Consider the following 24,520-nt stretch of genomic DNA (forward strand, 5'->3'; position numbering starts at 1 on the left):
ACCTGCCCTTGGCGGGAGTCGGTGGCACGGCCGAGCAGGGCGCAGCCGAGCGGCGGTGTGGCCGGCCACCGGCTCCGCGCGCCCGCGTCGGCACCCGGCCGTAGCCTCGCGCCATGGCTCCGCTCCGGCTGTCCCGGGACGACGCACGTCGGGTCGCGGTCCGGGCCCAGCTGCTCACCGCGCACCGCCCGCCGAACCTGCTCACCACGGTGCGTGGCCTCGGCCTGCTCGTCCTCGACCCGATCTCCGCGATCGCGCCGAGCGCCGACCTGGTGGTGTGGAGCCGGCGCGGCTCGGCCTTCGAGCCCCGCGAGCTGGCCGACGCCGTGGACGCCCAGGAGCTCGTGGAGTTCCAGGGGACGTTGCGTCCTGCCGAGGACGTCGTGCTCCTGAAGCCCGAGATGGCCGCGTGGCGCGGCGAAGGTGCGCCGCTCAAGCCCTGGCAGCAGGCCGCGCTCGACTGGGTCGAGGACAACCGCGGCTTCCGGCTGGACATCCTCGAGCTGCTCCGGTCCGACGGTCCGCTCCCGTCGCGCGAGCTGCCGGACACGTGCGTGCGTCCGTGGCGCAGCAGCGGCTGGAACAACAACAAGAACGTCACGCAGATGCTCGGCCAGCTGGTCCGCCGCGGCGAGGTCGCCGTCGCCGGGCGGGAGGGGCGCGAACGGCTCTGGGACCTGGCCGAACGGGTCTACCCCGACGTGCCCGACCTCCCCGCAGGCGAGGCGCAACGCCTGCGGGACGCGCGACGGCTCGGCACCCTCGGCATCGCGCGCCCCAAGGCCGCCGAGCAGCAGGACGAGCCGATCGACGTCGCCGACGCGGGCATCGAAGCGGTGGTCGACGGCGTGCGGGGCCGATGGCGGGTGGACCCCGAGGTGCTCGACGCGGTCGGGCCGACGTCGGGCGGCTCGCGTGCCGCCCTGCTCTCCCCGTTCGACCTGCTGGTCTACGACCGCAAGCGCATGGCCGAGCTCTTCGAGTTCGACTACACGCTCGAGATGTACAAGCCCGCCGCGCAGCGCCGCTGGGGCTACTACGCGCTGCCGGTGCTCGTGGGCGACGAGTTGGTCGGCAAGCTCGACGCGAAGGCCGACCTCGCGGCTGGCGTGCTGCGTGTGCACGCACTGCACGAGGACCGTTCGCTCGCGCCGGACGAGCGCGCGGCGGTCGAGGTCGAGGTCGCCGACCTCGCACGGTGGCTCCAGCTCGACCTCGCCCGGGACGAGTGACCGCACCGCCCGCGCCCGTACGGTGGGCGCATGACGCGCACGGTCACCGTGGTGCTCGCCGACGGCGACGGGACGCCGCTCGGCTCCCTGCCGCCGTTCGACGTCGCGATGCCGTACTGGATCGAGATGTCGGACGTGGTCGGTGAGGTGGCCCGACGCCACGGGCTGACGGTCGACGTGCTGCGCCTCATCGAGCACGAGCGCCCGAGCCCGCCGGGCGGTGCGGTGACATACCTCGCGCAGGTGCGCGAACCGGTGGTCGACCCGTCGGCCCCGGCCCCCGGCACCTCCGCGCACCGCGCACCTCTGCCTGAGCTCGCACCACCGACCGCGGCACAGCTCGCCGCGGCCGCGACCACGCATCCCCTGCGCGCGCCCTACGCGGAACCCGGCGGCCCGGCCGCGAGCCTCGCGTGGGCCCGCGAGGCGCTCGGGGCGCCTCGGCTCGACGCCGTGCAGCAGCGCACCTGGAACGTCGCCGCGCACTGGCGGCTCACCGACCGAGGCCAGGTGACATGGCTCAAGCAGGTGCCGCCGTACCAGGAGACCGAGCTCGCCGTGCTGCGGTGGTTCGGCGAGCACGCACCGCACCTCGGACCCCGGACGCTGGCCACCGGCGAGCACGGCCGGCAGCTGCTCGGGTTCGTCGATGGCGTGCACCACTACGACGGCGGCCTCGCCGAGCTGCAGACGGTCGCTGCCGCGCAGCACGGGCTGCACCTGATCAGCGCCGAGGCAGCCGACGACCTGCTCGCGCTCGGCGTCCCCGATCACCGCGGCGCCCGGATGGTCGACTGGATCCGGGGCCACCTCGAGCAGCACGTGGGCGACCACCCGGCCGGCGAGCTGCTCGAGCGCCTGCCCGGGACGTTCGACGAGATCGACGCGTGCGGGCTGCCCGCGGCGCTCTCGCACGGCGACAACAACCCCGGCAACGCGCTGCTCGACGGCGAGCGCGTGGTGTTCCTCGACTGGGGCGAGGGCTTCCTCGGCCACCCCGCGTTCGACGTGCTCGGCCTGATCAGCGGCGCGCCCGAGGCTGACCGCGCCGCGGTCCTCGAGGCCTGGGCCGCACGATGGCGCCGCGACGTGCCCGGGTGCGACCCGGAGCGCGCTGTCGCGCTCGTCCGGCAGGTCGCCCAGCTCCAGGCCGCCGCGGTCTACGCCTGGCTGCTCGCCAACATCGAACCGTCCGAGCACGTGTACCACTGGGCCGACGTCCCCGACCGGCTCGACCGGGCGGCGGCGGTGGCGGGGGTCGGCTAGCGGCGTCTGCGCGACCGACCGTGAAGCCGCACCCGGACCCACTGCACCAGCATGACCAGGACCGCGACCTGCCAGACGGCCGCGATCAGGAACCATGCGAACTGCCAGGTCCCGGTCGACCAGGGGAACCCGTTCGACAACGCGATGACGAAGACCAGGACCTGGCTGGCGAGGAACCGCAGCTGCCGCCACGATCCCCGCGGGTCCGGATCGGGAACACTCGCGTCCGGCGCCGCGACCGTGCCGTGCTCGGCACCGCTATCCGACACCGGCAACCACCCCGACGACCGCCACGCCCTGCGCCCCCAAGATCAGATCTACGCCGGGAGTCTCCTCCGATCGCCGATCACGGACAAGCGCCGTGCCCGATCACCGCCGTGCCCGATCACCGCCGTGCCCGATCACCGCCGCGTCGCGCTCCGCCCGACGGGCCCCGTGCCGTCGACGTCCGCCTCCTCGCCGTGCGGGGTGATCGCGCCCTTGCCGTGCGGGAAGGGCAGCGTCAGGGCGATCATCACCACCGCGATCGTGAGGACGCTCATGATGAGCGCGCGGACGCTGATGCTGAACTCCCCCATCTGGATCGTCCCAGCGAGGTCTGTCGTGATCACGTGGACCAGGTGCATGGGCCGCTCCGCTCTGCCGCGCTGGGTGGGGTGAGTCCAGGAAACGCGGCGAACCTTGGACCCGCGTGAGGTGCGCCTGGGAAGTGGCTGGGGAGCGGCCGGGTGGCTGGGCGTCCGCGCTCGGGTCGACGTCGACCGTCTCCGGCGTCGGCCCCCACGGATAGGGTCGCGCCAGCGACGCACCGGAGGATCTGATGGACGATGTCGACCGCTCCGCCGTAGCGGACCGAGCGGCCGGCTGCCTGATGGGCATGGCGTGCGGCGACGCGCTCGGCGCCCCCTACGAGTTCGCACCTCCGCTCGGCCCCGATGCGCCGGTCGGCATGGTCGGCGGCGGGAGCTTCGGCTGGGCGCCGGGAGAGTGGACCGACGACACCTCGATGGTGGTGGTGCTGCTCGAGGCCGCCGAGCACGCGAAGGTCGACGGTGTCCCCCTGACCGAGCGCCTGGACGACGTCGCGAACGGCTGGGCCGTGTGGGCCGCGAACGCTCCCGACGTCGGCGCCCAGACCGGCCAGGTGCTCCGCGACGGCGCCACCGGCGGCTCGGTCACCGCCAGGTCGATCAGCGCGGCGGCCACCGCCCTGCACCTGCGCACAGGTCGCACCGCCGGCAACGGGTCGCTGATGCGCACCGCCCCCGTGGCCCTCGCCTACCTCGACGACGAGCCGGCCATGGCCGATGCTGCCCGCACCGTCAGCGAGCTGACCCACGTCGACATCGACGCGGGCGACGCCTGCGTGCTGTGGTGTGCGGCGATCCGGCACGCGGTGCTGCACGGGGAGCTCGACCTCCGCCGGGGCCTGACGCTGCTCCCGGAGCAGCGCCGCTGGATCTGGGCGGAGCGGCTCGACGTCGCCGAGGGTTCGTCTCCGGCCGACTTCAGGCACAACGGCTGGGTGGTCGAGGCTCTCCAGGCCGCCTGGGCCGCCATCACGTCAACGGCGGAGGCCACGCCGGGTGGCGAGCACGGACACCTCCGGCGAACGCTCGAAGCCGCAGCGCGTGGCGGCTACGACACGGACACCGTGGCAGCGATCGCGGGGGCGCTCGTCGGCGCCCGATACGGTCGCGGCGCGATCCCCGACGAGTGGCTCGCGGTGGTCCACGGGTGGCCAGGGACGACCGTGATCGAGCTCGGGGCGCGCGGGGCCCTGCTCGCGCTCTGACGGCGGCGCCGTCCGGCGAGGTCCGGAGCCCGGGCCGCAGGCATTGATCGACCGCCGCCACATCCGCCAGACTCGAGTCAGGCCGCGCGCCCGCCCGCGCACGGCGTCTCGGGCCGAGCACCGGAGAGGACATGACGAGCGCACAGCCGCACTCGCGTCAGCCGTCCAGCTCACCCGCGCCCGCGGTCACGCCACGCCGCCGCATCCCGACGCATCCCCGTCCCGTGATCGCCCACCACGTCGAGGACGTCGTCCTCTCGATCGCCGGCCACACGGTGAAGGGTCGCTTCACACCGTCGAACCTCGAGCTCCGGGTCCTGACCCGCCCGTGGGCCGGCGCCGTCTTCCGCACGCCGGCCGCCGCGGCCGACGCGGTCGCCGCCTACTTCGGCGCAGGTCGTGGAACGCTCGGCACGCCGCGGTGGCACGTCGCCGCGACCGGACTCGTGCTGCGCGCACCCACCTCGGCGCACCGGGACGCCGGCCTGCGGCAGCCCGCCTGACCGCGCCGGGTCACGCGAGCCGACCGGCCTCCCTGGCGAGCGCCTCGACCGCCCCCAGTGCGTCGTCGAGCGCCTGGCGCTGGCCGTCGGACAGCACCTCGAGCAGCTCGGCGACGATCTCCGAGCGTTCCGTGCGCACACGCGCGACGGCGCGGCGGCCCTCGTCGGTGATCTCGACGAGGATCGACCGCGCGTCCTCGGGACTCGGCTCGCGGATCACGAGCCCCCGCTCCTCGAGGAGCGCGACGATCCTGGTCATCACCGGCGGCGTGACCCGCTCGGACCGAGCGAGGTCGCTGGGACGTAGCGTCCCCCAGCGCTCCAGCGTCGCGAGCGCCGAGAAGTGACCGAGCGAGAGGTCGCCGTGCATCGGCCGCAGCCGCCGGTTCACCTGTCCGAGCGCGGCGGCGAGGCGGTAGGCGAGGTCGTCCACGGTCTCCGGCGCATCGGTCATCGGCTCATCCCTCCACGGGCACCGTATCGGGCTCCCGCGCGGGCGCCGCGCCCGACGCGTCGCACGCGGCCGCGACCTGTGCCGCGGCGGCGAACTCGCCGTCCGCGACGACGTCACCGACCGCGGCCGTCTCACCGTTCGCGCTCGATCCCTCGTCGTGCACGAACTTCCGCCCGCGGGAGAACGACGCGACCGCACCGATCAGCGAGAGCAGCGCAGCGACCGCGAACACGACGACGAGCCCGTCGTGGAACGGCCCGGAGATCAGCTGCGGGAAGAACTCCTTGCCGGTGAGCGCGGCCGCGTCGGACGGGTCGAGCGTGTCGAGCACCCCGGTCGGGCCGAGCAGCGTCTGGATCGGGTTGTAGCCGAGGAACGCCGCGAACATCGAGCCGACCGGTGGGAGGCTCGCGATCTGCCCCGCGATCGCGTCGCTCACACCGTGCGAGGTGAGCCCGGCGGTGAGCGCCTGGGGCAGCGACCGCGCGAGGCCCACGATCATCAGCGAGAAGAACACGCCGATCGACAGCGCCGACCCGGCGTTCTGCACGGTCCCGGCGACCCCGGACGCTGCGCCCCGGTCGCCGGCGGGCACCGCGTTCATGATCGCCGAGCGGTTGGGCGCCCCGAACATGCCGGACCCGATCCCGCTGAGCCCGGACAGGATCGCGAACTGCCAGTAGTCGAAGTTCACCGGCAGCAGCACCAGCCCGACGAAGGTCGCCGCCACGAGCAGCAGCCCTGCGGTCGCGAACCCGCGAGCGCCGAACCGGTCGGACAGCATCCCGGACACCGGCCCGGCGAGCAGGAAGCCGACGGTGATCGGCAGCATGTAGATGCCGGCCCACAGCGGCGTCGACTCGTAGGAGTAGCCGTGCAGCGGCAGCCAGATGCCCTGCAGCCAGATGATCAGCATGAACTGCAGCCCGCCGCGCCCGATCGCGGCGAGCAGTCCCGCGAGGTTGCCCATCGAGAACGCGCGGATCCGGAACAGGCGCATGTCGAGCATGGGCTGCGGCACCCGCAGCTCGATCGCGACGAACAGGGTCAGCATCGCCAGGCCGCCGAGGATCCCGGTCAGCACCCACGGGTTCGTCCACCCGGTCGCCGCCGACCCGTACGGCTGGATGCCGTAGGTGAACCCGAGCAGCACGGAGGTCAGGCCTACCGCGAACGTCACGTTGCCGGCCCAGTCGAGCCGCACCGCGGCGCGCGGGCGCTGCACCTCGTGCAGCGACCGGTAGGACCAGATCGTCCCGAGAACGCCGATCGGCACGCTGACGATGAACACCGCACGCCAGTCGATCACCGCGAGCACCCCGCCGATCAGCAGCCCGAGGAAGCTGCCCGCGATCGCCGCGACCTGGTTGATCCCGAGCGCCATGCCGCGCCGGTGCGCCGGGAACGCGTCGGTGAGGATCGCGGTCGAGTTCGCGAACAGCATCGCGCCGCCGACGCCCTGGACGAGTCGCCAGCCGATCAGCCACATCGCGCCGGCCTCGCCCTGCCAGGGCACCAGCGCCAGCGCGATCGAGCCGACGGTGAACACGACGAAGCCGAGGTTGTAGATCTTCACGCGCCCGAACAGGTCGCCGAGCCGCCCGAAGCTCGTCACGAGCACCGCGGTGACGAGCATGTAGCCCATCAGCATCCACAGCAGGTAGCTGACGTTGCCCGCCCCGAGCGGGTCGAGCCCGATGCCGGAGAAGATCGCCGGCAGCGAGATCAGCACGATCGACGAGTTGATCGTGGCCATCAGCATGCCGAGCGTCGTGTTGCTGAGCGCCACCCACCGGTAGCGCGGGTGGTCGGAGGTGATGCTGGGCGTCCTGGTGCTCATCCGGTGCTCCGTGGGAACTGTCGGCCGCGGTCCGGAGTTCGGCGCTGAAGCACAGGCGCCGGCCGAGAAAGTTGCTAAGTAGCAACTACTTTACGCACGGACTCGCGGCGTGACAAAGCGCAGGGGTCGGCGCGGCCCTAGATTGCGGCACGTGAGCGTCGCGAGCCATGCGCAGGTGGGCTTCCGGTCCGAGCGCGGGCCGGTGCTCATCGCGCTCATGACGACCACCGGGCTCATCGCGATCGACTCGACGATCCTGGCGACCGCGGTGCCGACGATCGTCGCCGACCTCGGCGGCTTCACGAGCTTCCCCTGGCTGTTCTCGATCTACCTGCTCACCCAGGCCGTCACGGTCCCGATCTACTCCAAGCTCGCCGACACCATCGGCCGCAAGCCGATCATCCTGCTCGGGGTCGGGCTGTTCGTGACCGGGTCCGTGCTGTGCGGGTTCGCACCCACGATGACCTGGCTGATCGTCTTCCGCGCGGTCCAGGGGCTCGGCGCCGGCGCCGTCCAGCCGATGTCCATGACCATCGTCGGCGACATCTACACGGTCGCGGAGCGCGCCCGGGTCCAGGGGTACATCGCGAGCGTGTGGGGCGTCTCCGCGGTGATCGGCCCCACGCTCGGCGGCGTGTTCTCCCAGTACCTGACCTGGCAGTGGATCTTCTTCGTCAACCTGCCGGTGGGGCTCGTCGCGACCTGGCTGCTGATCGGCCGGTTCCACGAGCAGGTCGAGCACCGCTCGCACCGGATCGACTGGCTCGGCGGTGCGCTGCTCACCGCCGCGCTGAGCCTGCTGATCCTCGCGACGCTCGAGGGCGGCCAGTCCTGGGCGTGGGACTCCTGGCAGAGCATCGGCGGGTACGGGCTCGGGGCCGCGCTGCTCGCCGCGTTCGCCCTGGTCGAGCGGCGTGCCGACGAACCGGTGCTGCCGGTCTGGGTGCTGTCCCGCCGGCTGCTCGCGACCACCGGCGCCATCGCGCTCGGCGTCGGGGCCGTGCTGATGGGTGTGACGACCTACGTGCCGACCTTCCTCGAGGCGACGCTCGCGGTGACGCCGCTCGTGTCCGGGCTGACCCTGGCGACGCTCACCATCGGCTGGCCGATCGCCGCGTCCCAGGTGGGGCGGGTGTACCTGCGGATCGGGTTCCGGCGCACGGTGCTGATCGGGTCGGCGACGATCGTGGTGGCGTCGATCTCGCTCGCGCTGCTCTCCCGCACGCCGTCGGTCCTGTGGACCGGGGTCGCGTGCTTCACGCTCGGCGCCGGGCTCGGCTTCGTGGCGGCGCCGTCGCTGGTGGCCGCACAGGCCAGCGTCGAGTGGGGCGAGCGCGGCGTGGTCACCGGAGCCAACATGTTCGCCCGGTCGGTCGGCAGCTCCGTGGGCGTGGCGGTGCTCGGGGCGCTGGTCAACGGGATCATGCGCGGCACCGCGGCCGAGGCGGACCCCGCGCTGTTCGGGCAGGCGGCGACGGCGGCGTTCTGGGCAGTCGCCGGGGTCGCGGTGCTGATCGCGGCGTGGGCCGCGGCGATGCCGAAGGACGGGCGCGTCGGGGGGTAGGCGCAGTGCCCGCGCAGTTGTCCACAGATTCACCTCGGAGCCCTTGACGGGAGGCGATCTCTCGTACACTTGTTCGAAGGGGGTGATGGGGTGAGCGGGTCGTCAGCGGAGCTCGTCGAGCGGATCGCGCATCTGCGCGCGGAGATCACCGAGCTCGTCGCCGCCGACCTGTCCGGCGTGGACGGCTCGTCCGGCCCGGCGCTCCACGCCGAGCTGCACCGCGCGACCGGCCAGCTCCAGGCCTTCGCCGCGCGCGTGCTCGCACGGGTCGAATCCGATGGCCGTTGGTCGGCCGGTGGCGCGCGAACCTTCGGCGAGTGGGAGGCCCGCAAGCGCACGGCGTCAGCAGGCGCCGTCCGGCGGCAGGTCGAGCTCGGCCACACGCTCGACGTCCTGCCGCGGACCTCGGCGGCGGTCATGTCCGGTGAGCTGTCGCTCGAGCACGCTCAGGTGCTGGCCCGCCGCGCGGCATCGTCCCCGGCGCGACAGGCGGCTCTCACCTCACCGGACCCGGATCGCAACGAGGGCTTCCTGCTGACCCAGGCGGCGACCATGTCGGTCGACGGGTTCCGCCGCGAGGTCGACCGCTGGGCCACCCGGGTCGACGCCGCCGCCGCCGACGCCGAGCACGACGCCGCGTGCGCCAAGGAGTACCTGACCCTCGCGCGCCAGCACGACGGCATGGCACTCAAGGGCTTCCTGACCGCCGAGCACGGCGAGGCCCTCGCGATCGCGCTGCGGGCCGTCGCAGGCGTGCCGTCCCAGGGCGACACCCGCTCCCGCGAAGAGCGCCAGGCCGCTGCGTTGACCGACGCCGCACGCCTCGTCCTCGACAGAGGTCTGGCCGGCGGCGGCCAGCAGGTCCGGCCCCAGCTCCTCGTGCACGTCCCGTTCGAGACGTTGCAGCGCCTCGAGGCCGACAGGGCCACGACCGACGTCGGGGCGGTGGCGGGTTCGTTCGACGGCGCAGGGGCGGTGACGGGTTCGTTCGACCACGCACGGGCGGTGTCAGGTTCGTTCGACCACGCACGGGCGGCGTCAGGTTCGTTCGACGGCGCAGGGGCTGTCGCCGGCGCGCCGGGCGACACCGGATCCGTGGCCCATCCGTTCGACGACGCCGAACCGGCCGAGCTGTCCGACGGCCGCGCGATCTCGCCGGTCCTGCTCGCGCGCCTGGCCTGCGACTCGGCGATCACGCGGGTCGTGTTCGGCCCGGACTCCGCCGTGCTCGACGTCGGTCGCGCCAAGCGCACCTACAGCGGCCAGCAGCGCCTCGCGGTCATCGCCCGCGACCACTCGTGCCGATACCCGGGGTGCGGCGCGCCGCCGAGCCTCGGCGAGGTGCACCACGTGCTGTCCTGGCTCCACCTCGGCGAGACGTCGGTCGCGAACGGGATCCTGCTGTGCTGGTACCACCACGACCTCGTCCACCGCCGCGGCATCCGGATCGCCCGCGTCGGGTCGGCCTGGGAGTTCCGCCGCCACGACGGCACCGCGATCAGCATCGACGTCGAGGCGGCGGCTCGCTCCGAGCGGGAGACGGTCCTGCCGACCAGCGCGGACGATCCACCCCGCACGGCTGCGGTCACTCGCGCGGCGAGTGCTGACGGACTCCCCAGCGCGAACTCAGGGCCGCGAGCCGCCGCACGCGGTCCCGGTCCGAGACCCGCACCATGGGGCGGACCACGCCCACAGAAGAGACCGTCGACTCGGGCGTCGGGATTGCCGCGATCACTGACGTCAGGTGTTGCGGCGTGGCGATACTGAAGGCATGGCGCGCAACGTGCTCGGTGGTGAGCTCGAGCTGTGCGGGGTGGACCCCCTCACCGGCTTCTACCGTGACGGCAGCTGCCAGACCGGACCCGAGGACATCGGCAGCCACACAGTGTGCGCCGTGGTGACCGCCGAGTTCCTCGCCCATCAGCGATCGATCGGGAACGACCTCGTCACCCCGGCACCCCAGTACCGCTTCCCGGGACTGGTCCCGGGAGATCGCTGGTGCGTCACGGCCCGCAACTGGCTCCGTGCTCACGCCGACGGCGCGGCGGCACCCGTGGTGCTCGCCGCAACCCACGAGCGGACCCTCGAGGTGGTCCCCATCGAGGTGCTGCAGCTCTACGCCGTCGACGTCCCCGAGGACCCGAGCAGTCTCGTCTGACGCACCGTTCACTCGGTCGGCGCTCGCCACCTGGGCCCAATTGGCTTCGGCGGGCAGGTCACACAGGGGAGAATCTCCGGTGAACCGGGAGTGACCCGGTCAGGGGGAGACCATGCCGAACCAGCCGCCGATGCCCAATCCGTCGTACCCAGCGCCGGCGTCATACCCGGCGCCGTACGCACCCGTGGTGCTCGTCCCGCAGCAGAGCGGCGGCATGCGCGTGCTTCGCCTGCTGCTCGCGGCGGTGCTCGCCCTCGCGTGGGTGTCGGACACCCTCCGCGAGCAGGCGCTCGCCAGCGGCGGATGGCACGTCGGGTGGGCGGGCCTCGCCGGACTCGTCACGCTCGTGCTGCTGATCACCGGGCCACAGCCGCGGTGGGCCACGAAGTGGGCGTGGTTCTGGCTGCTCGGCGTCGGGCCGATGACCGTGGTGTTCCTGCTGGTCGAGCCGGTGCCCGTCTGGCAGGAGAGCCCGGCGTACACGCGCCCCTGGCGTCTCACCGGAGGCTGGGCGTTCCTGCTCGCCCTGTTCTCGGGGCTCATCTTCAGCGCGATCTCGGCCATGGTCGTCACGCCGTGGCTGGACTTCATGCGCTTCGGCTACCTGGGCATCGCGATCCCCTGAGCCGACGCGCCCGCGTCACCCGCATCGCCCGCGTCGGGCCGCCCTCTCGCGTCCCCGTTCGCCGCCCCTACCGCCCTCGCTCGGCGGCCGGCCGCCGCCCTCACCTGGGTCGCGCGGCCCGTACTCCGAGCGCTGCCGTCGCGAGGCCGACCGTGCCGAACACGAGCTCCGTGGTGCTGACCTCGCGCAGCCAGGCCGCCTCGGCGCACAGCCACCCGACCATCGCGACACCCGCCACGACGGCTGTCAGGCCCGAGCGCTCGTCGCGGCGCCAGGTCCGCGCGGCCAGCGCCGAGTAGGGCGCCCCGACTGCCGCGGTCAGCAGCACCCCGCCGAGCACCGGGGACTGCAACGGCAGACGGTCGTGCAGGCCGACCAGGTAGGGATCCGCGCCGGTGGCCAACCCGATCGCGCCGCCGATCGCCGATGCTGCGACCAGACCCGCGCCCACTGCCGCCACCCGATGCCACATGGCGTACATCCTGGCGTCCACCGCGTCGGCGCAGGAGCCGTTCCGCGCGCGATCACGCCGACGGCCCACGGCACCACCGGGCGAGTGTCGCCACGCGACCACGGCAGGCCGGCTCACCTCGGCGCCGGAGCCCACGACCCCGCGCCAGGCGCCGAGACCACCGGCACTCCAGTGCGCCGACACATCACGGCACCGAGCCCACCGGCCAAGACACGCGGGCCCACCGGCCACCACCGGCCAACGCACCCGAGCCCACCAGCCACCACCGGCCAACGCACCCGAGCCCACCAGCCACCACCGGCCAACGCACCCGAGCCCACCAGCCACCACCGGCCAACGCACCCGAGCCCACCCGCCACCACCGGCCAACGCACCCGAGCCCACCCGCCAACGCACCCGAGTGGGCGACGGAGAGTCCTCCGCCGCCCACTCGCTCAGCGCTCGGCGCTCAGTGCCTCGAGGTCTCCACCGAGAACAACGTGGTGGTGCCGGAGACCTCGTTCGCCACGGCCAGCATCGGACGCCGGCTCGGTGACGCGCCCGCGGGCAGGAACGTCACACCCTCGGGGCCCAGGTCACCGGCGGCGGCGAGCGCACCGCCGTCCTCGACCGAGACCGAGAAGTCGCGGTTGTTGACGTAGGTGACGAAGCTCGCGTGCCGCGGGTCGGTCACGTCGTAGACGATCACGCCGCCGACTCTCTCGAACCCGACGAAGGCGTACGTGCGGCCACCGACCTTGCCGACCGAGACGCCCTCGGGCTCGGGGCCCTTGTCGTCCGAACGGTTCTCGAAGCCCGACTCGGTGTGGTTGGAGTTGAAGAAGTCCGGGATCGCCGCTGCGGTCACCTCTTCGAACTCCGAACCGGAGTCGTAGACGAGCTCGCCGTCGGTGGTCCAGATCGAGAAGCTCCGCGCACCGAACGTGTAGAGGTTCTCGTAGCACGTGCCGTCCGCCGACAGGCCGGACGCGGTCGTGACGTTCAGCCTGCCGAGGTCCGCGTTCCCGGTCAGGCCGGCCAGCGGCGAGTCCGCGCAGATCGGCGCGAGGCCGTCGTCGCCGAGGTCCTTGACCCGTGCCCCCTCGACGTAGTCGCCCCACTCGCGGGCGTCGCCCTCGTTCGCCGTGACCAGGTAGGTCCGGCCACGCACCGTGTAGGTCGCGATCGAGTCGGGCATGTACAGGCCGCGCAGGCCGTCGAACGTGCGCAGGTCGACCACACCGTCCTTGTCGGAGGGGTCGAGCGGCGTGGTGCCCCAGTCCTTGTAGCCGAGGGGCATGATCCGGGTCACCTTCGCACGCGCGAGGTCCACCACGGCGATCGCGTTGTTCTCCTGCAAGGTCACGTACGCCGTCGAGCCGGAGATCGCGACATACTCCGGCTCGAGGTTGGCCGACACGGGGAACTCCGTGTTCACCTCGGGTCCGAACACCCGCACCCCGTCCGGCAGCGCGTCCTCGAACGCGTGGAAGTCCGCCGTGCGCACCATCGACTGCCGCACGTGCAGGTGCCGCACCGACGCCGGGAGGCGGACCACCGACACGCTGCCTTCCGGGTCCACGGCGTAGTCGTCGCTCGGCTCCGCCTCGTTCGCGACGACCGCGACGCGACCGTTGTCGGAGAGCGCCACCATGTCCGGCAGCGCACCGACCCGCAGCGCACCGAGCACGCGGAGCCGCGACGCGTCGAACAGCACCAGCCAGCCCGGATCGGTCTTGACGCTCGACTCCACAGCGATCACGCCGAGACCGTCCGTGCGGACCGCGACCGAGTTCGCGACCGCCCCCGCCGGGATGCTCGAGCCGTCCGCCGCCTCGACCCCCGCGGTGTCGATCTCGCCGACCTTGGACATGGCCGACGCGTCGATCACCTCGATCCGACCGAGCTGGGCGTTGACGGTGAACAGCCGGTTCGTGCGCGCGTGGTACGCGACGATCTCCTGCGCGGACTCGTCGAAGATCCCGGTCTCGTACGACGCGGTGGGAGTGACGGCCAGCCGCGCACCGGGCGCGGAGTACGTGATCGGGTCAGGCACCGGGTCGGCCGCGGACGCGACACCGGCACCCCCCACGCACAGAGCAACACTGCCGAGGCCGACACCGGCCCGGCGAAGAACGGATCGCATCAGGGCTCTCCTCGAGGAGGGGGAGGGACGCTGCGAACGTAGGGCGGCCAGGTGTCGGCCGATCTTGCTGCCCGGTGTCGGGATGCCGAACGACTGCCGAACAGTCGGCGACCCGACGGCTGCCGGTGCCGACTCGTCAGCGACCCAGCGGGCTCCAGCGCGAGCCCCAACGGCGCGTGACCCGCGCGACCTCGACCTCGACGAGCTCCTCGGTGCGATCGACGACGGCGCGCGCGACTCCCGCGGCGCTCGCGTCGTCGCCCGCCTCGAACCGCACCGTCACGCGCGGGGCGCCGCGGACGATCCCGATGTCTGCCGCCTCGACCGCAGTGTGCTCGCGCGCCGCAGCGGACGCCGCAGGCAGCACGTCGGCAGGGTCGGCGCCGGCGTGCATCAGCCCGAGCGCCATCACGACACGGTAGGACGGCACCCCGGAACGGTAGCCCGAGCATGCGACTGACCGGCCGCGGGCTTGGCGTCCGGACCCGTGGCGCGCCAGGCTTGAGCCATGCAGCCCGGCGCCACCTCCTTGCCGACACCGTTCACCGCGGAGCAGATCAAGCACGCCTGCCCCGCCGGGCGCACCCTGCGGATGCTCGTCGAGCAGGCGGGCGAGCCGCCGCAACGACAGGTCAACCGCTTCGACGAGGTCGACGAGGGCGGCTGCGTCATCGAGAGCTGGGCCGAGCGACCCGACGGCAGCCGCACACCTGCTGAGCGCACCGACGCGACCTGGGTCGAGCTCCAGATGCACGGCTCGTTCCCCGCCGACCGCACCGAGCACGAGCGGGTGCTGCTCACCACGCCGCTCGGCGAGCTGCTGTGCGACCGGTACACGGTCACCGGAGAGAAGGTCATGACCTACTGGTTCGACGTGGGCCGCCCCGGCATGCCGGTCCTCTACGAGCACCGCACGGGCGACGACCCCGAGCTGACCGTCACGGTCCTCTCCGACGAGGTGGTGTCGTGACCCGCGCCTGGTACGCCTGCACCGCGACCGGTTCGCCCGACGCGTTCGCGCTCGCCATCCTCGAGACGATCCGGCCGTACGCACTGATCGCCGAGGCACGGATCGACGACGACTTCGCCGGCGCCCCCGCCGACGCGGTCCAGGCGTTCGAGGAGCTGGTCGAACCGCGCACCACGTGGCAGCGGACGGTCGCGCAGCTGCGCCGCGGTCACCCCGTCGCACGCGTGCACGTCACCGACGACGACGACTGGGCCCGGTTGCTCGCGTGCGCGGCCTGGGTGCACACCGTCGAGGCGATCGAGAGCGGTCAGGCGAGCGTCGCCCGGATGACCGATCGCGGGCACCTCGCGGTGGTGCACCTGCCGGAGGAGGGTGTGTTCGAGCTCCAGGCCGCCCTGCGCGGCGTCGGAACGCTGCGCGAGCTCAAGGACAACGCCGGGTGGTGGAGCCTGAAGCGCTAGATCAGCTCGCGGGCCTGGGCGGACCAGGTCGGCAGGCTCGGCGCGAGCCGCACGTTCGCGGCGGAGAGTGCAGCGCGGAGGGTGTCCTCGTCCGCCTCCGCGAGCGCAGCGAAGGTCGTCAGACCCGCGGCCACGAGCGCCGCGCCGATCTTGGGTCCGATGCCCTCGATGCGGGTGAGGTCATCGGCCGACGCAGGCTCGGCGGGGGCCGGGGAAGCGGACGACGCAGGCTCGGTCGGAGCCGGGCCGGGCGAAGGCGAAGGCTCGGGCGCGGGCTCTGCGTCGGCGGTGGGCTCGGGCGCGGGCTCCGGGGACGGCACCGGCTCCCAGGGCTCGTGACCGACCTCCGTCCACGCGTCGTCGTCCCGCAGGACGCGCCACGCCCACGCGGCACCCCCTCCGATCAGGACGAGGAGCAGGATGAACCAGCCGCGGCGATGACGTGCCATGCACCAATCCAACCATCCGACTGCAGGACACGTGCTGGAGCGACGCCGCGCACGCACTACCGTTCGCGCCATGCCACCCACCGCGCACGGCACCCGACTCGCGAGCGGCCTGACGTTCGCGCTGGTGTCGTCCGTCTCGTTCGGCACCTCCGGCACACTCGCACGCGGCCTACTCGACACCGGCTGGTCACCCGGTGCGGCAACGCTCGTTCGAGTTCTCGTCGCGGCGCTCATCGTGGCGCCGGCAGGGTTGATCGCGCTGCGCGGTCAGTGGCGGCTGCTGCGCGCGAACCTCGGCGTCGTGCTGCTGTACGGAGTCCTTGCCGTGGCGGGCGCTCAGTTCTGCTACTTCGCGGCCGTGCAGTACATGCAGGTGGGCCCCGCGCTGCTGATCGAGTACACCGCACCGGCCGCGGTCGTGCTGTGGATGTGGTTCCGGCACCGGCAGCGACCGACCGGTCTGACGATCGGCGGGGCGGCGCTCGCCGGGGTGGGCCTGCTCCTCGTCCTGAACCTCGGAGCGGTGTCCCCGGCCGGTGTCGCATGGGCCCTGGGCGCGATGGTCGGCGCCGCGACGTACTTCGTGCTGTCCGCGGACACGGCTCTGCCACCGCTGACGCTCGCCGGCGGCGGTCTGCTGGTCGGCGCCGCGACGCTGGGCACGCTCGGGGCCATCGGGCTGTTGCCGATGACGGCCAGCACCGCCGACGCGGTCTACAACGACCGAACCGTGGCGTTCTGGGTGCCGGTGCTCGCGCTGGGCGTGGTCTCGGCGGCCGTCGCGTACACCACCGGCATCGCCGCGGCTCGGCGCCTCGGCTCGAGGCTGGCGAGCTTCGTCGCCCTCACCGAGGTGCTCGCGGCGATCCTGGCGGCCTGGCTCGTGCTCGGTGAGGTGCCCCGTCCGATCCAGCTGCTCGGCGGCATCCTCGTGGTCGCCGGCGTCGTGGTGGTGCGGCTCGGGGAGGCGCGACCGGTCGAGGTCGTCGGCGCCGTCCCGGAGCTTGCGCCGTAACGGCGGAGTCCGCTGGTCGGGGTCCGGCCGCACCGGGGCGGCGAAACCGGCTGGTCGGGTTCGGCCGCACCGGGGCCGCGAAACCGGCTGGTCGGGGTCCGGGCGCACCAGGGCCGCGAAACCGGCTGGTCGGGGTCCGGGCGCACCAGGCCCGCAGTTTCGGCAGATCAGAGCTCCGGCGCACCGGAGTCGCAGCCTCGGCGGGTCTCGTCGGGGCGCACAGGTGTCGGCGGGGTGTGCTGAACTGACGCCACGAGGAGGCGAGATGGAGTTCGGCAGCGTCGTGGAGGCAACCGGCGGCAGCACCACCGGCATCCCGGTCCCGGATCAGGTCGTGCGCGAGCTCGGCAAGCGGGCCGCCGTCGTCGTCGCGGTCGGCGGCCACGAGTTCCGCACCACATTCGGCACGCGAGGCGGTCGCGCCCTCATCCCGCTGAGCGCCGCGCACCGGACAGCAGCCGGCGTTGCGGCGGGTGACGAAGTCCTGGTCCACCTCACGGCCGACACCGCGCCCCGAACCGTCGAGGTACCCGAGGACCTCGCGGCTGCGATCGCAGCCTCGCCGACCGCGAGCGACGCGTGGCAGCGGCTCGCACCCTCGCACCGCAAGGAGCACGTGCGTGCCGTCGAGGCGGCGAAGAAGCCGGAGACCCGGAGCCGGCGGATCGCCGCAGCGATCACGAAGCTGGAGTCATCACCCTGAGACGCGTCGTCGCGAGCGGTGTCGGCCCCCTGCTGCTCGAGGCCGACGGCCCCCGCGTGCGCCGGATCACGTTCCTCGGGCCCGAGCAGGCCGAGGCCGCGCGCACCGCGGCCGCGTCCGCACCCGAGGAGTCGCCGCTCGAAGAAGCGCTGCTGGACGAGACCGCGCGGCAGCTCGCCGAGTACTTCGCGGGCGAACGCGAGGAGTTCGCGCTGCCCCTCGCGCCACGCGGCAGCGAGTTCCAGCGCTCGGTCTGGCGCGCTCTCGCCGACGTGCCGTACGGCACCACGATCACCTACGGAGAGCTCGCCGCGCGTGTCGGCGCGTCCGCCCGGGCGGTCGGGGTCGCACTCGGCCAGAACCCGATCGTGATCGTGCTGCCGTGTCACCGGGTGATCGGCGCTGACGGCGGGCTCACCGGATTCGGCGGCGGGGTGGAACGCAAGGAGACCCTGCTCGCGCTCGAGGGGTCGGCACTGCTCTGAGGATCGCCGGCGGTGGGCGTCGATCGCCGCCCGGGCGCAGCACGATGCGGCCCCGGCGTCGCGCCGGAGCCTGTCGAGCGTCAGGCGCCCGCCCCCGCTCATCGCCAAGACTGGCAGCCGAACGTCACGCGGGCGGGGCGGGACGGTAACGAGCGGGTGACCTGCGACGCAGCACGTTTCGTCGTCGTGAAATCCTTCGCCGTAACCTGCCCAGGCGCCCGAACGCGACGTACGCTCGCCTAGCCCGCCACCCGCTCCCGACGACGGGAGCCTCGTGAGCATCATCACCTCGACGCACGACTGGATCGCAGGCGACACGGCCTGGATCGCAGACGGCATCGCCGAGACCTGGGACCTCGACCACGTGACGGTCTCGGTGCTGGACGACACGGTCGACGCGATCGTCGTCGTCGACGTCGACGGGCTGCCCTATGCGATCACGCGGGTGCTGCGTCCCGGCCGGATCAGCGTCACGGCGATCGAGTCCGAGGTTGCCTGGATGACGGCGCTCGGTGCCGACGACGTGGTGCGCGTGCCGCGGGTGCTGACCACGCGCACCGGCACGGCGGTCGGGGTGCTCGACGGGCCGCGCAACACCCGCTGGTCCGCGGTGAGCATCCGCTACGAGCCGCTGATCGCCGCGCCGCCGGCGCCCGGGTCGGGGCGAGCCACGCTCGCCGCACTCGGCGGGCTGGCCGGAGCGCTGCACGAGCACGCGCGCCGGTGGCAGCCACCGGCCTGGTTCCGCCGGCCGTCGCTCGAGGTGCTCGACCTGGCGGGCCCGACGTCCGGGATCGACTGGGAGGCCCTGCCGCTGTCGTCGTCCGCCCAGAACCTGCTCGGCACCGCACAGGAGGAGGCGCTCGACCGCGTCTCGTGGGCCGCGGAGCCGAGCGGCCTCGTGCACGGTGACCTGCGCGACGCTGTCGTGATCGGCGAGGAGCCGCTGCTGCGCAGCTTCGACTGCCGCTGGACCTGGTGGGAGCAGGACCTCGCGGGCTCGATGTCCGGCCTCGAGGACAAGATCAGCGCACCGTCGCTCGCGAAGGCGTGGCTCGAGGCGTACGAAGGAGAGCTCGACCTCCGGCTCGCGGGGGCGCTGGTGATGCTGCGCCGCCTGGCCCTGCTGTCGCACGATCCCGCGCTCGCCGAGGGGACGCTCGACGTCGCGACTCGTTACCTGGGGTCACCGACCTGGCTCTTCGACTGAGTGCCGCGGTCGAGCGAGGCCGGGGCTCAAGCGGGTCACGCGCTGGGCACAGTCTCCGCGCGCTCAAGTCCCGCGCTCGACCAAGCCCCGCGCTCGAGCGAGCCGGGCCCGCCTCGACCCGGCCCGGCAACCGAGAACCGGGCGCCAGACCCCGCAGGCGATGGCGCCGGATCCCGCGGGCATGGGTGCCAGACCCCGAACGCGAGATCGCCAGACCCCGAACGCGAAGGCGCCAGACCCCGAACGCGAAGGCGCCAGACCCCGAACGCGAAGGCGCCAGACCCCGAACGCGAAGGCGCCAGACCCCGAACGCGAAGGCGTCGGATCCCGAACGCGAAGGCGTCGGATCCCGAACGCGAAGGCGCTAGAGCCCGAAGGCGAGGAAGAGCGCACCGAGCACGGTGCCGATCGCGCCGCCGACGAGTGCCGTGATGGGGCGCCCCTTGCCGTGACCTTCCTGGTTGGCGAGGCGGAGCGACCAGATGCCGAGCACGACGGCAACTGGGCCTAGCGCCCAGATCGCGATCGCGGCGACGCCGATCCACGCCCCGTACACCGCCTGCCACGGGCTCGGTGGGAACTCCGGCATGAGGTCGTCGCGAGCCTTGACCGGGCGCGGCGCCGTGGGAGCCTCCGCCCAGGGTGCGGGATCGCGCGGAGATGCAGTGGCCGGATCGCGCGGGGAGACTGCCGCAGGAGTGCGCGGAGACGACGGCGCCGAGCCGCGCGGAGACAAGACCGCCAAGCCGCGCGAAGACCCCGCCGCGGGGTCACGCCCGGACGCGAGCTCCGAGGTCGACATGCGACCAGGGCGCTCCACCTCCGGGCCGCCTTCCTGGACGGGTCGCTGCGGGAGGGGCCGGCGCTGCTGGAGCTCGGATCCGAACCCGTCCGATGTGTCACCCGCGGAGTCGCCGCCCAGGGTGTCGTCCATCGGGGCGTGGGGGCGTGGCACGTCGATCGGCTCGCAGGCGAGCTCGGCGGCGCTCAGCTCCGGAAGGTCGACGGCCCACGGCGCGACCGGAAGGGCGGCGATCCGCTCCTCGAGCGGGCGGAGGTCCTCGCCGATCGGCGGCAGCGCGGGCAGCACCGGCGCGTCCATGAGTACGGCGGGCGCGCCGAACTCCCCGTCGAACCCTGAACCCGGTGTGCTCACCGACGTCGTCGAGCCGGTCATCGGACGCGCCACCGAGGCCGATCCCGTGGATGCGGCCAGGTCCCCGAACGCGAGGAGCTCGGCCGATGCCGCCGGTTCGGCCGACTGCTGCGGCACCCACGGCTCGGAGTCCAGCTCCACCTGGGGAGCCCACTCCTCGGAGTCGAGCTCCATCTGCGGCGCCCACACCTCGGAGTCGAGCTCCACCCGCGGAGCCCACGCCTCGGACTCCAGCTCCACCTGCGGCGCCCACACCTCCGACTCCAGCTCCACCTGCGCAGCCCACGCCTCCGGGTCCAGCTCCACCTGCGGAGCCCACGCCTCGGACTCCAGCTCCACCTGCGGAGCGGGCTGCGGCGGTGCGGCGGGCTGGTGCGGTACCTCCGGCTCGGTCTCGAGGCCGCTGAGTGCTCGCTCGGTCGCCCGCAGGTCGCGGCGGCTCAACGGACGCTCGGCGTCGCGCAGCTCGCGGCGCGTCGGCAGGGCGTCGGCGGTCATCAGGTCTCCTTCGGCGGAACGCCATCTCGGACTCCCTGCCTTATCGGCACGAGCCCCGCGGGACCTGACACCTCGATGAGGTGAACTTGATCGCCACGTCGGCGCCGCGTGGAAGAGTCGGCGCGTGCGTCGCTGGGTCCCGGTTCTGGTGCTGCTCGCGATCGCCGCCGTGCTCCTCCTGTGGCCGCGATCCGGGGCGACCTACGCGGTGCCGGCCGCCGAGCTCGACGCCGCCCGTTCCGGGCTGGCCGCTCTGCCGGTCGTGGACCGCGGGCCGTACGAGGAGTACGACCGGAGCGAGTTCGGCGACGGGTGGGCCGAGGGTGCGGACGGCTGCACCACCCGCGACGAGGTGCTGCGACGTGACCTCACCGGCGTGACCCTGGACGGCTGCCGGGTCATGTCCGGCACGCTCCTCGACCCGTACGGCGGCGACCCGGTTCAGTTCGACCGCTCGCGTCCTGCGGAGGTGCAGATCGACCACGTCGTGGCCCTCGCGGACGCGTGGCGCTCCGGTGCAAGCTCGTGGAGCGACGCGCAACGAGTGGAGTTCGCGAACGACCCGCTCAACCTGCTCGCGGTGGACGGCGATCTGAACCAGGAGAAGGGCTCGGGCAACGCTGCGACATGGTTGCCACCGGACGAGTCCTACCGCTGCCCGTACGCCATCCGGCAGATCGCGGTGAAGCAGCGCTACGGCCTGTGGGTCACGCACGCCGAACGTGATGCGCTGGCCCGCCAGCTGCGTGGCTGCGTGGTTATCGCTGAGTCGGCACCCGATGGGTGACCCGCGCGACGAGCTCGCGGACCTGGACCGGCGTCATGAGCACGCGTGAGATCTCCGCGGTCTCCCATGCGTCCTCGGAGAGGTCGCCGTCCGCCTCTTCGACCATGAAACCCGCGGGCATGCCGGGCTGCCGCACCAGCGGGGTCAGCCGGTACGTCACGGGGTAGCCACGCAGCGGGTGCGTGCCATGCAGCACCGCCGAGGTGGTGCTCACCGTCCTGGTCATGCCAGTCCATCGGCACGCGCGGGCTCGGCATGACCAGGGGCGCGGGTGATATCGCGGGGTAGCCGCTCCCTGTCCGAGCGGCCACGCAGGTGTCCCGGCACCCGAGCACCTCCCCGGTCGGGCTCCACGGTCGGGCTCCACAGTCGGGCTCCACAGTCGGGCTCCTCGGTCGGCCTCCTCGGCCGGGCTCCCCGGTCGGGCTCCACGGTCGGGCTCCACGGTCGGGCTCCACAGTCGGGCTCCTCGGCCGTGGCCCGTGCGGTCGGGTCACCCGCAGCGGCGACGTCGCGGGTGCGTCAGGCCTGTGCGAACGCCGCGAGCGCGAGCTGCACCGAGCGGTCGAAGAGCATCTCGCGCTCCTCGGCGGGCAGCGACGCGTCGCGGAAGAGCAGGTCGGAGATCGTGCAGATTGAGAGCGCCTCGCCGCCCTCGCGGTCCGCGCACGCGTAGAGCGCCGCCGCTTCCATCTCCACCGCGAGCGTCCCGTGCGCAACCAGCAGGTCGTTGATCTCGGCTCGGTCGGCGTAGAAGGTGTCGCTGCTCAGCACGGGGCCGACGTAGACGCTGCCCGTCTTGGCGCGGCGACGGCGCCCCGTCGGCGCGGGAGCCCCGTACCCACCCGCGGAAGCAGCCGCGGCCAGCAGCCGGAAGCTCGGGGCGTGGCTGTAGTGGATGCCCGGGATCCGCGAGGCAGTCATCGCCGAGTCGGTGTGTGCGGCACTGGCGATGACCACGTCGCCGACGTCGAGGTGCCGAGCCATGCCGCCCGCGGTGCCGATCCGGATGATCCGCTTGACGCCGAAGAACCGGAACAGCTCGGTCGCGTAGATCGCGATCGACGGCTGGCCCATCCCGGACGCGAGCACCGAGACCGGCGCACCGTCGTACGTGCCGGTGTAGCCGAAGATCCCGCGGACCTCTGTGACGAGCTGCGCGTCCTGAAGCACCGTCTCCGCGATCCGCTTCGCACGCCGCGGGTCACCGGGCATCAGGACGTCAGGTGCGAAATCTCCGGCTTCGGCGCCGATGTGCGGAGTGGCCATGAGTGCGACCCTAACCGCCCCGGCGGGGCGTGGCTGCCGCGCGGCTCGGGCGAGACGTCCACCTGGGCCGGACGAGACCCTCGACTGGGCCGGACGAGACCCTCGACTGAGCCGGACGAGACCCTCGACTGAGCCCGACGAGACCCTCGACTGGGCCGAGCGCGGCCGGCGCCGGGCCGGCCGAGCCTCTCGTGGGCGCCGGCCGAACCTCTCGTGGGCGCCGAACGAGGCAACCCCACGAGCACGGCGGTAGGGCACGAACACGCGGCGCTTCGCAGGGCTGGCCCGACGGCCCGACACTCGACGCCTCGCAGGGCTGGCCCGACGGCCCGACACTCGACGCCTCGCAGGGCCGGCCCGACGGCCGGACACTCGACGCCTCGCAGGGCCGGCCCGACGGCCCGCCAGACAACGCGCCGCAGGCTCGGCCCGACGCTCACTGCTCGAGCACGAGGTCCGTCCCCGAGACCGAGACCTCCAGTGCGTCGGCGCCCACGGTGACCTCGTCGAGGTGCATCCCGGTGGGGAGCTCGACGGCGACGCTGAGATTCTCGAAGACCGCGCCGAGACCGAGAGGCAGGTCCTCGGGCGCGACCCCGACCCCCGCGAGCTGAAGCTCGGTGACTTCGAGGTCGATCGCGTCGCCGTTCACGTGCGGCACCATCGACGCGGCCAGAGGAGCCGAGGTCAGGGTTGCGACGAGCTCTCCGTTCTCGACGGTGTACGTGAGCGTGCCGCCCGAGGTCGCGTCGAGCGCCCCGGGAGTGACGGTTGCCGTCATGGCGAGCGTCCCGACCGTGCCTCCCTCCGTGCCTACCCCGGTCAGGACCGCGTGCACGTCGTCGAGCTCGAGACCGCCGGCCATCATGGACGTCGCGGTCACGTCGACGGTGGAGAACTGCTTGGCGAGCAGCTGGGTGAAGAACGGCGTGCCTTCGATGGAGACGTCGACCCCGTGGAGTCCGCTCAGCCGATCCCGCAGGCCCTGTGCGACGACCGACTCGGCGTGGGCCCGCAGCAGCACGTCGCCGGCAACCACTGCCGCACCGAGCACCACGAGGATGAGGAGGCTCCACCCGATGCGCCGCACCCGATCGACCCTACCTGCTGCCCCCTTTCGCGTTCCTCCTGCGGTGCCTAGCCTGGAGATGTCTCGAAGGGGAGCGCTGTGCGGAGCAAGGACACCGCCGAACCGGGCCGCCGCCACTGGTGGGCCAGGCGTTCCGCGCGCCCGGACCCGTTCGAGGCACTGGCCATCCAGGTCCGGCTCGCGGCGGTGACCGCCCAGCTGCACACGATCGACACCGACGAGCGGATGTTCGCGCGTGGTCGGCGCAGGATCGCCTACCAGGCCGCCTACGACGCCTTGCTGGCGGACGCCTGCCGACTGGCGGGAGTCAGCGTGCCGGACGGCGAGGTCTCCGAGGACGAGCGCCTCCGCGAGGAGCTCGAGCTCACCGCCCGCGGCTGGAGCTGGTGAGGC

The 24,520-nt window shown here is 73.0% G+C and carries 28 protein-coding genes; 16 read left to right on the forward strand and 12 right to left on the reverse strand.

Annotated elements, in window-relative coordinates; all coding sequences use genetic code 11:
- Nucleotides 1–113 precede the first annotated feature (113 nt).
- Nucleotides 114–1,232 carry a DNA glycosylase AlkZ-like family protein gene (locus OEB99_RS00090; protein ID WP_263507524.1) on the forward strand — a complete coding sequence of 373 codons (1,119 nt, stop codon included), beginning with the start codon at nt 114–116 and terminating at the stop codon, nt 1,230–1,232.
- A gap of 30 nt (nt 1,233–1,262) precedes the next feature.
- On the forward strand, nt 1,263–2,498 hold the full coding sequence (locus OEB99_RS00095) for a phosphotransferase (protein ID WP_263507525.1): 1,236 nt from the start codon (nt 1,263–1,265) through the stop codon (nt 2,496–2,498).
- Here the strand turns inward: OEB99_RS00095 and OEB99_RS00100 are convergent.
- Nucleotides 2,495–2,767: a hypothetical protein gene (locus tag OEB99_RS00100; protein WP_263507526.1), complete on the reverse strand. Its 273-nt coding sequence runs from the start codon at nt 2,765–2,767 to the stop codon at nt 2,495–2,497. The two genes, OEB99_RS00095 and OEB99_RS00100, sit on opposite strands and share 4 nt — an antisense overlap.
- A 132-nt stretch (nt 2,768–2,899) precedes the next feature.
- The gene (locus OEB99_RS00105) at nt 2,900–3,124 is read right to left on the reverse strand and encodes a hypothetical protein (protein WP_263507527.1); all 225 of its coding nucleotides are present in this window, start codon (nt 3,122–3,124) and stop codon (nt 2,900–2,902) included.
- A gap of 194 nt (nt 3,125–3,318) precedes the next feature.
- Here OEB99_RS00105 and OEB99_RS00110 point away from each other — a divergent pair, with 194 nt between their 5' ends.
- Nucleotides 3,319–4,293, forward strand: a complete 975-nt coding sequence (locus tag OEB99_RS00110; RefSeq protein ID WP_263507528.1) for an ADP-ribosylglycohydrolase family protein — start codon at nt 3,319–3,321, stop codon at nt 4,291–4,293.
- Nucleotides 4,294–4,424: 131 nt separating this feature from the next.
- A complete protein-coding gene (locus tag OEB99_RS00115; RefSeq protein ID WP_263507529.1) occupies nt 4,425–4,796 on the forward strand; it encodes a hypothetical protein in 372 nt (123 codons plus the stop codon).
- Nucleotides 4,797–4,806: 10 nt separating this feature from the next.
- On the opposite strand, the gene OEB99_RS00120 is transcribed toward OEB99_RS00115, so the two are convergent.
- Complete coding sequence (locus OEB99_RS00120) at nt 4,807–5,250, reverse strand: MarR family winged helix-turn-helix transcriptional regulator (RefSeq protein WP_263507530.1); 444 nt, start codon at nt 5,248–5,250, stop codon at nt 4,807–4,809.
- A gap of 4 nt (nt 5,251–5,254) precedes the next feature.
- Nucleotides 5,255–7,090 (reverse strand): MFS transporter, encoded by a 1,836-nt coding sequence (locus OEB99_RS00125; RefSeq protein WP_263507531.1) that lies wholly within the window; start codon nt 7,088–7,090, stop codon nt 5,255–5,257.
- Nucleotides 7,091–7,241: 151 nt separating this feature from the next.
- Here OEB99_RS00125 and OEB99_RS00130 point away from each other — a divergent pair, with 151 nt between their 5' ends.
- The 4 genes from OEB99_RS00130 to OEB99_RS00145 all read left to right on the forward strand — a co-directional run bounded on the left by OEB99_RS00130 (nt 7,242) and on the right by OEB99_RS00145 (nt 11,437).
- Nucleotides 7,242–8,654: an MDR family MFS transporter gene (locus OEB99_RS00130; RefSeq protein WP_411910638.1), complete on the forward strand. Its 1,413-nt coding sequence runs from the start codon at nt 7,242–7,244 to the stop codon at nt 8,652–8,654.
- Between the two features lie 90 nt (nt 8,655–8,744).
- Nucleotides 8,745–10,421 (forward strand): HNH endonuclease signature motif containing protein, encoded by a 1,677-nt coding sequence (locus OEB99_RS00135; RefSeq protein ID WP_263507532.1) that lies wholly within the window; start codon nt 8,745–8,747, stop codon nt 10,419–10,421.
- Between the two features lie 4 nt (nt 10,422–10,425).
- The gene (locus OEB99_RS00140; protein WP_263507533.1) at nt 10,426–10,812 is read left to right on the forward strand and encodes a DUF2237 family protein; all 387 of its coding nucleotides are present in this window, start codon (nt 10,426–10,428) and stop codon (nt 10,810–10,812) included.
- A gap of 130 nt (nt 10,813–10,942) precedes the next feature.
- On the forward strand, nt 10,943–11,437 hold the full coding sequence (locus OEB99_RS00145) for a hypothetical protein (RefSeq protein ID WP_263507534.1): 495 nt from the start codon (nt 10,943–10,945) through the stop codon (nt 11,435–11,437).
- 100 nt (nt 11,438–11,537) lie between these two features.
- Here OEB99_RS00145 and OEB99_RS00150 read toward each other — a convergent pair whose 3' ends face one another.
- The 3 genes from OEB99_RS00150 to OEB99_RS00160 form a co-directional block, all read right to left on the reverse strand.
- A complete protein-coding gene (locus OEB99_RS00150; protein ID WP_263507536.1) occupies nt 11,538–11,909 on the reverse strand; it encodes a hypothetical protein in 372 nt (123 codons plus the stop codon).
- A 448-nt stretch (nt 11,910–12,357) separates the two neighbouring features.
- A complete protein-coding gene (locus tag OEB99_RS00155) occupies nt 12,358–14,034 on the reverse strand; it encodes a choice-of-anchor I family protein (RefSeq protein WP_263507537.1) in 1,677 nt (558 codons plus the stop codon).
- A gap of 136 nt (nt 14,035–14,170) precedes the next feature.
- Complete coding sequence (locus OEB99_RS00160; RefSeq protein ID WP_263507538.1) at nt 14,171–14,464, reverse strand: hypothetical protein; 294 nt, start codon at nt 14,462–14,464, stop codon at nt 14,171–14,173.
- A 78-nt stretch (nt 14,465–14,542) separates the two neighbouring features.
- On the opposite strand from OEB99_RS00160, the gene OEB99_RS00165 reads away from it, so the two are divergent.
- Both OEB99_RS00165 and OEB99_RS00170 read left to right on the forward strand, forming a co-directional pair.
- Nucleotides 14,543–15,004 carry a hypothetical protein gene (locus OEB99_RS00165; protein WP_263507539.1) on the forward strand — a complete coding sequence of 154 codons (462 nt, stop codon included), beginning with the start codon at nt 14,543–14,545 and terminating at the stop codon, nt 15,002–15,004.
- On the forward strand, nt 15,001–15,465 hold the full coding sequence (locus tag OEB99_RS00170) for a hypothetical protein (protein WP_263507541.1): 465 nt from the start codon (nt 15,001–15,003) through the stop codon (nt 15,463–15,465). Before OEB99_RS00165 ends, OEB99_RS00170 begins: the two co-directional genes overlap by 4 nt.
- Here OEB99_RS00170 and OEB99_RS00175 read toward each other — a convergent pair.
- On the reverse strand, nt 15,462–15,914 hold the full coding sequence (locus tag OEB99_RS00175; protein ID WP_263507543.1) for a helix-hairpin-helix domain-containing protein: 453 nt from the start codon (nt 15,912–15,914) through the stop codon (nt 15,462–15,464). The genes OEB99_RS00170 and OEB99_RS00175 overlap by 4 nt on opposite strands.
- 70 nt (nt 15,915–15,984) lie before the next feature.
- Between OEB99_RS00175 and OEB99_RS00180 the strand changes: the two genes are divergently transcribed.
- From OEB99_RS00180 to OEB99_RS00195, 4 genes are all read left to right on the forward strand, one after another.
- Nucleotides 15,985–16,929, forward strand: coding sequence for an EamA family transporter (locus tag OEB99_RS00180; protein WP_263507544.1), 945 nt, complete (start codon nt 15,985–15,987; stop codon nt 16,927–16,929).
- Between the two features lie 265 nt (nt 16,930–17,194).
- The gene (locus tag OEB99_RS00185) at nt 17,195–17,632 is read left to right on the forward strand and encodes a YdeI/OmpD-associated family protein (RefSeq protein ID WP_263507546.1); all 438 of its coding nucleotides are present in this window, start codon (nt 17,195–17,197) and stop codon (nt 17,630–17,632) included.
- A complete protein-coding gene (locus OEB99_RS00190) occupies nt 17,629–18,117 on the forward strand; it encodes a methylated-DNA--[protein]-cysteine S-methyltransferase (RefSeq protein WP_263508261.1) in 489 nt (162 codons plus the stop codon). Before OEB99_RS00185 ends, OEB99_RS00190 begins: the two co-directional genes overlap by 4 nt.
- A 274-nt stretch (nt 18,118–18,391) precedes the next feature.
- Entirely contained in the window at nt 18,392–19,327 is a 936-nt protein-coding gene (locus OEB99_RS00195) for a phosphotransferase enzyme family protein (protein WP_263507548.1), read from the forward strand.
- Between the two features lie 364 nt (nt 19,328–19,691).
- Here the strand turns inward: OEB99_RS00195 and OEB99_RS00200 are convergent, their stop codons facing one another.
- Nucleotides 19,692–20,981 carry a hypothetical protein gene (locus OEB99_RS00200; protein WP_263507550.1) on the reverse strand — a complete coding sequence of 430 codons (1,290 nt, stop codon included), beginning with the start codon at nt 20,979–20,981 and terminating at the stop codon, nt 19,692–19,694.
- 124 nt (nt 20,982–21,105) lie between these two features.
- Here OEB99_RS00200 and OEB99_RS00205 point away from each other — a divergent pair, with 124 nt between their 5' ends.
- The gene (locus OEB99_RS00205; RefSeq protein WP_263507551.1) at nt 21,106–21,768 is read left to right on the forward strand and encodes an HNH endonuclease family protein; all 663 of its coding nucleotides are present in this window, start codon (nt 21,106–21,108) and stop codon (nt 21,766–21,768) included.
- Here OEB99_RS00205 and OEB99_RS00210 read toward each other — a convergent pair.
- From OEB99_RS00210 to OEB99_RS00220, 3 genes are all read right to left on the reverse strand, one after another.
- Entirely contained in the window at nt 21,740–21,994 is a 255-nt protein-coding gene (locus tag OEB99_RS00210) for a hypothetical protein (RefSeq protein WP_263507552.1), read from the reverse strand. The two genes, OEB99_RS00205 and OEB99_RS00210, sit on opposite strands and share 29 nt — an antisense overlap.
- A 296-nt stretch (nt 21,995–22,290) precedes the next feature.
- Nucleotides 22,291–23,037: a purine-nucleoside phosphorylase gene (locus OEB99_RS00215; protein WP_263507553.1), complete on the reverse strand. Its 747-nt coding sequence runs from the start codon at nt 23,035–23,037 to the stop codon at nt 22,291–22,293.
- A gap of 436 nt (nt 23,038–23,473) precedes the next feature.
- Nucleotides 23,474–24,127, reverse strand: coding sequence for an LmeA family phospholipid-binding protein (locus OEB99_RS00220; RefSeq protein ID WP_263507554.1), 654 nt, complete (start codon nt 24,125–24,127; stop codon nt 23,474–23,476).
- Between the two features lie 78 nt (nt 24,128–24,205).
- On the opposite strand from OEB99_RS00220, the gene OEB99_RS00225 reads away from it, so the two are divergent.
- Nucleotides 24,206–24,517, forward strand: coding sequence for a hypothetical protein (locus tag OEB99_RS00225; protein ID WP_263507556.1), 312 nt, complete (start codon nt 24,206–24,208; stop codon nt 24,515–24,517).
- Nucleotides 24,518–24,520 lie beyond the last annotated feature (3 nt).

Source organism: Actinotalea endophytica (assembly GCF_025717005.1).
Taxonomy (GTDB): domain Bacteria; phylum Actinomycetota; class Actinomycetes; order Actinomycetales; family Cellulomonadaceae; genus Actinotalea.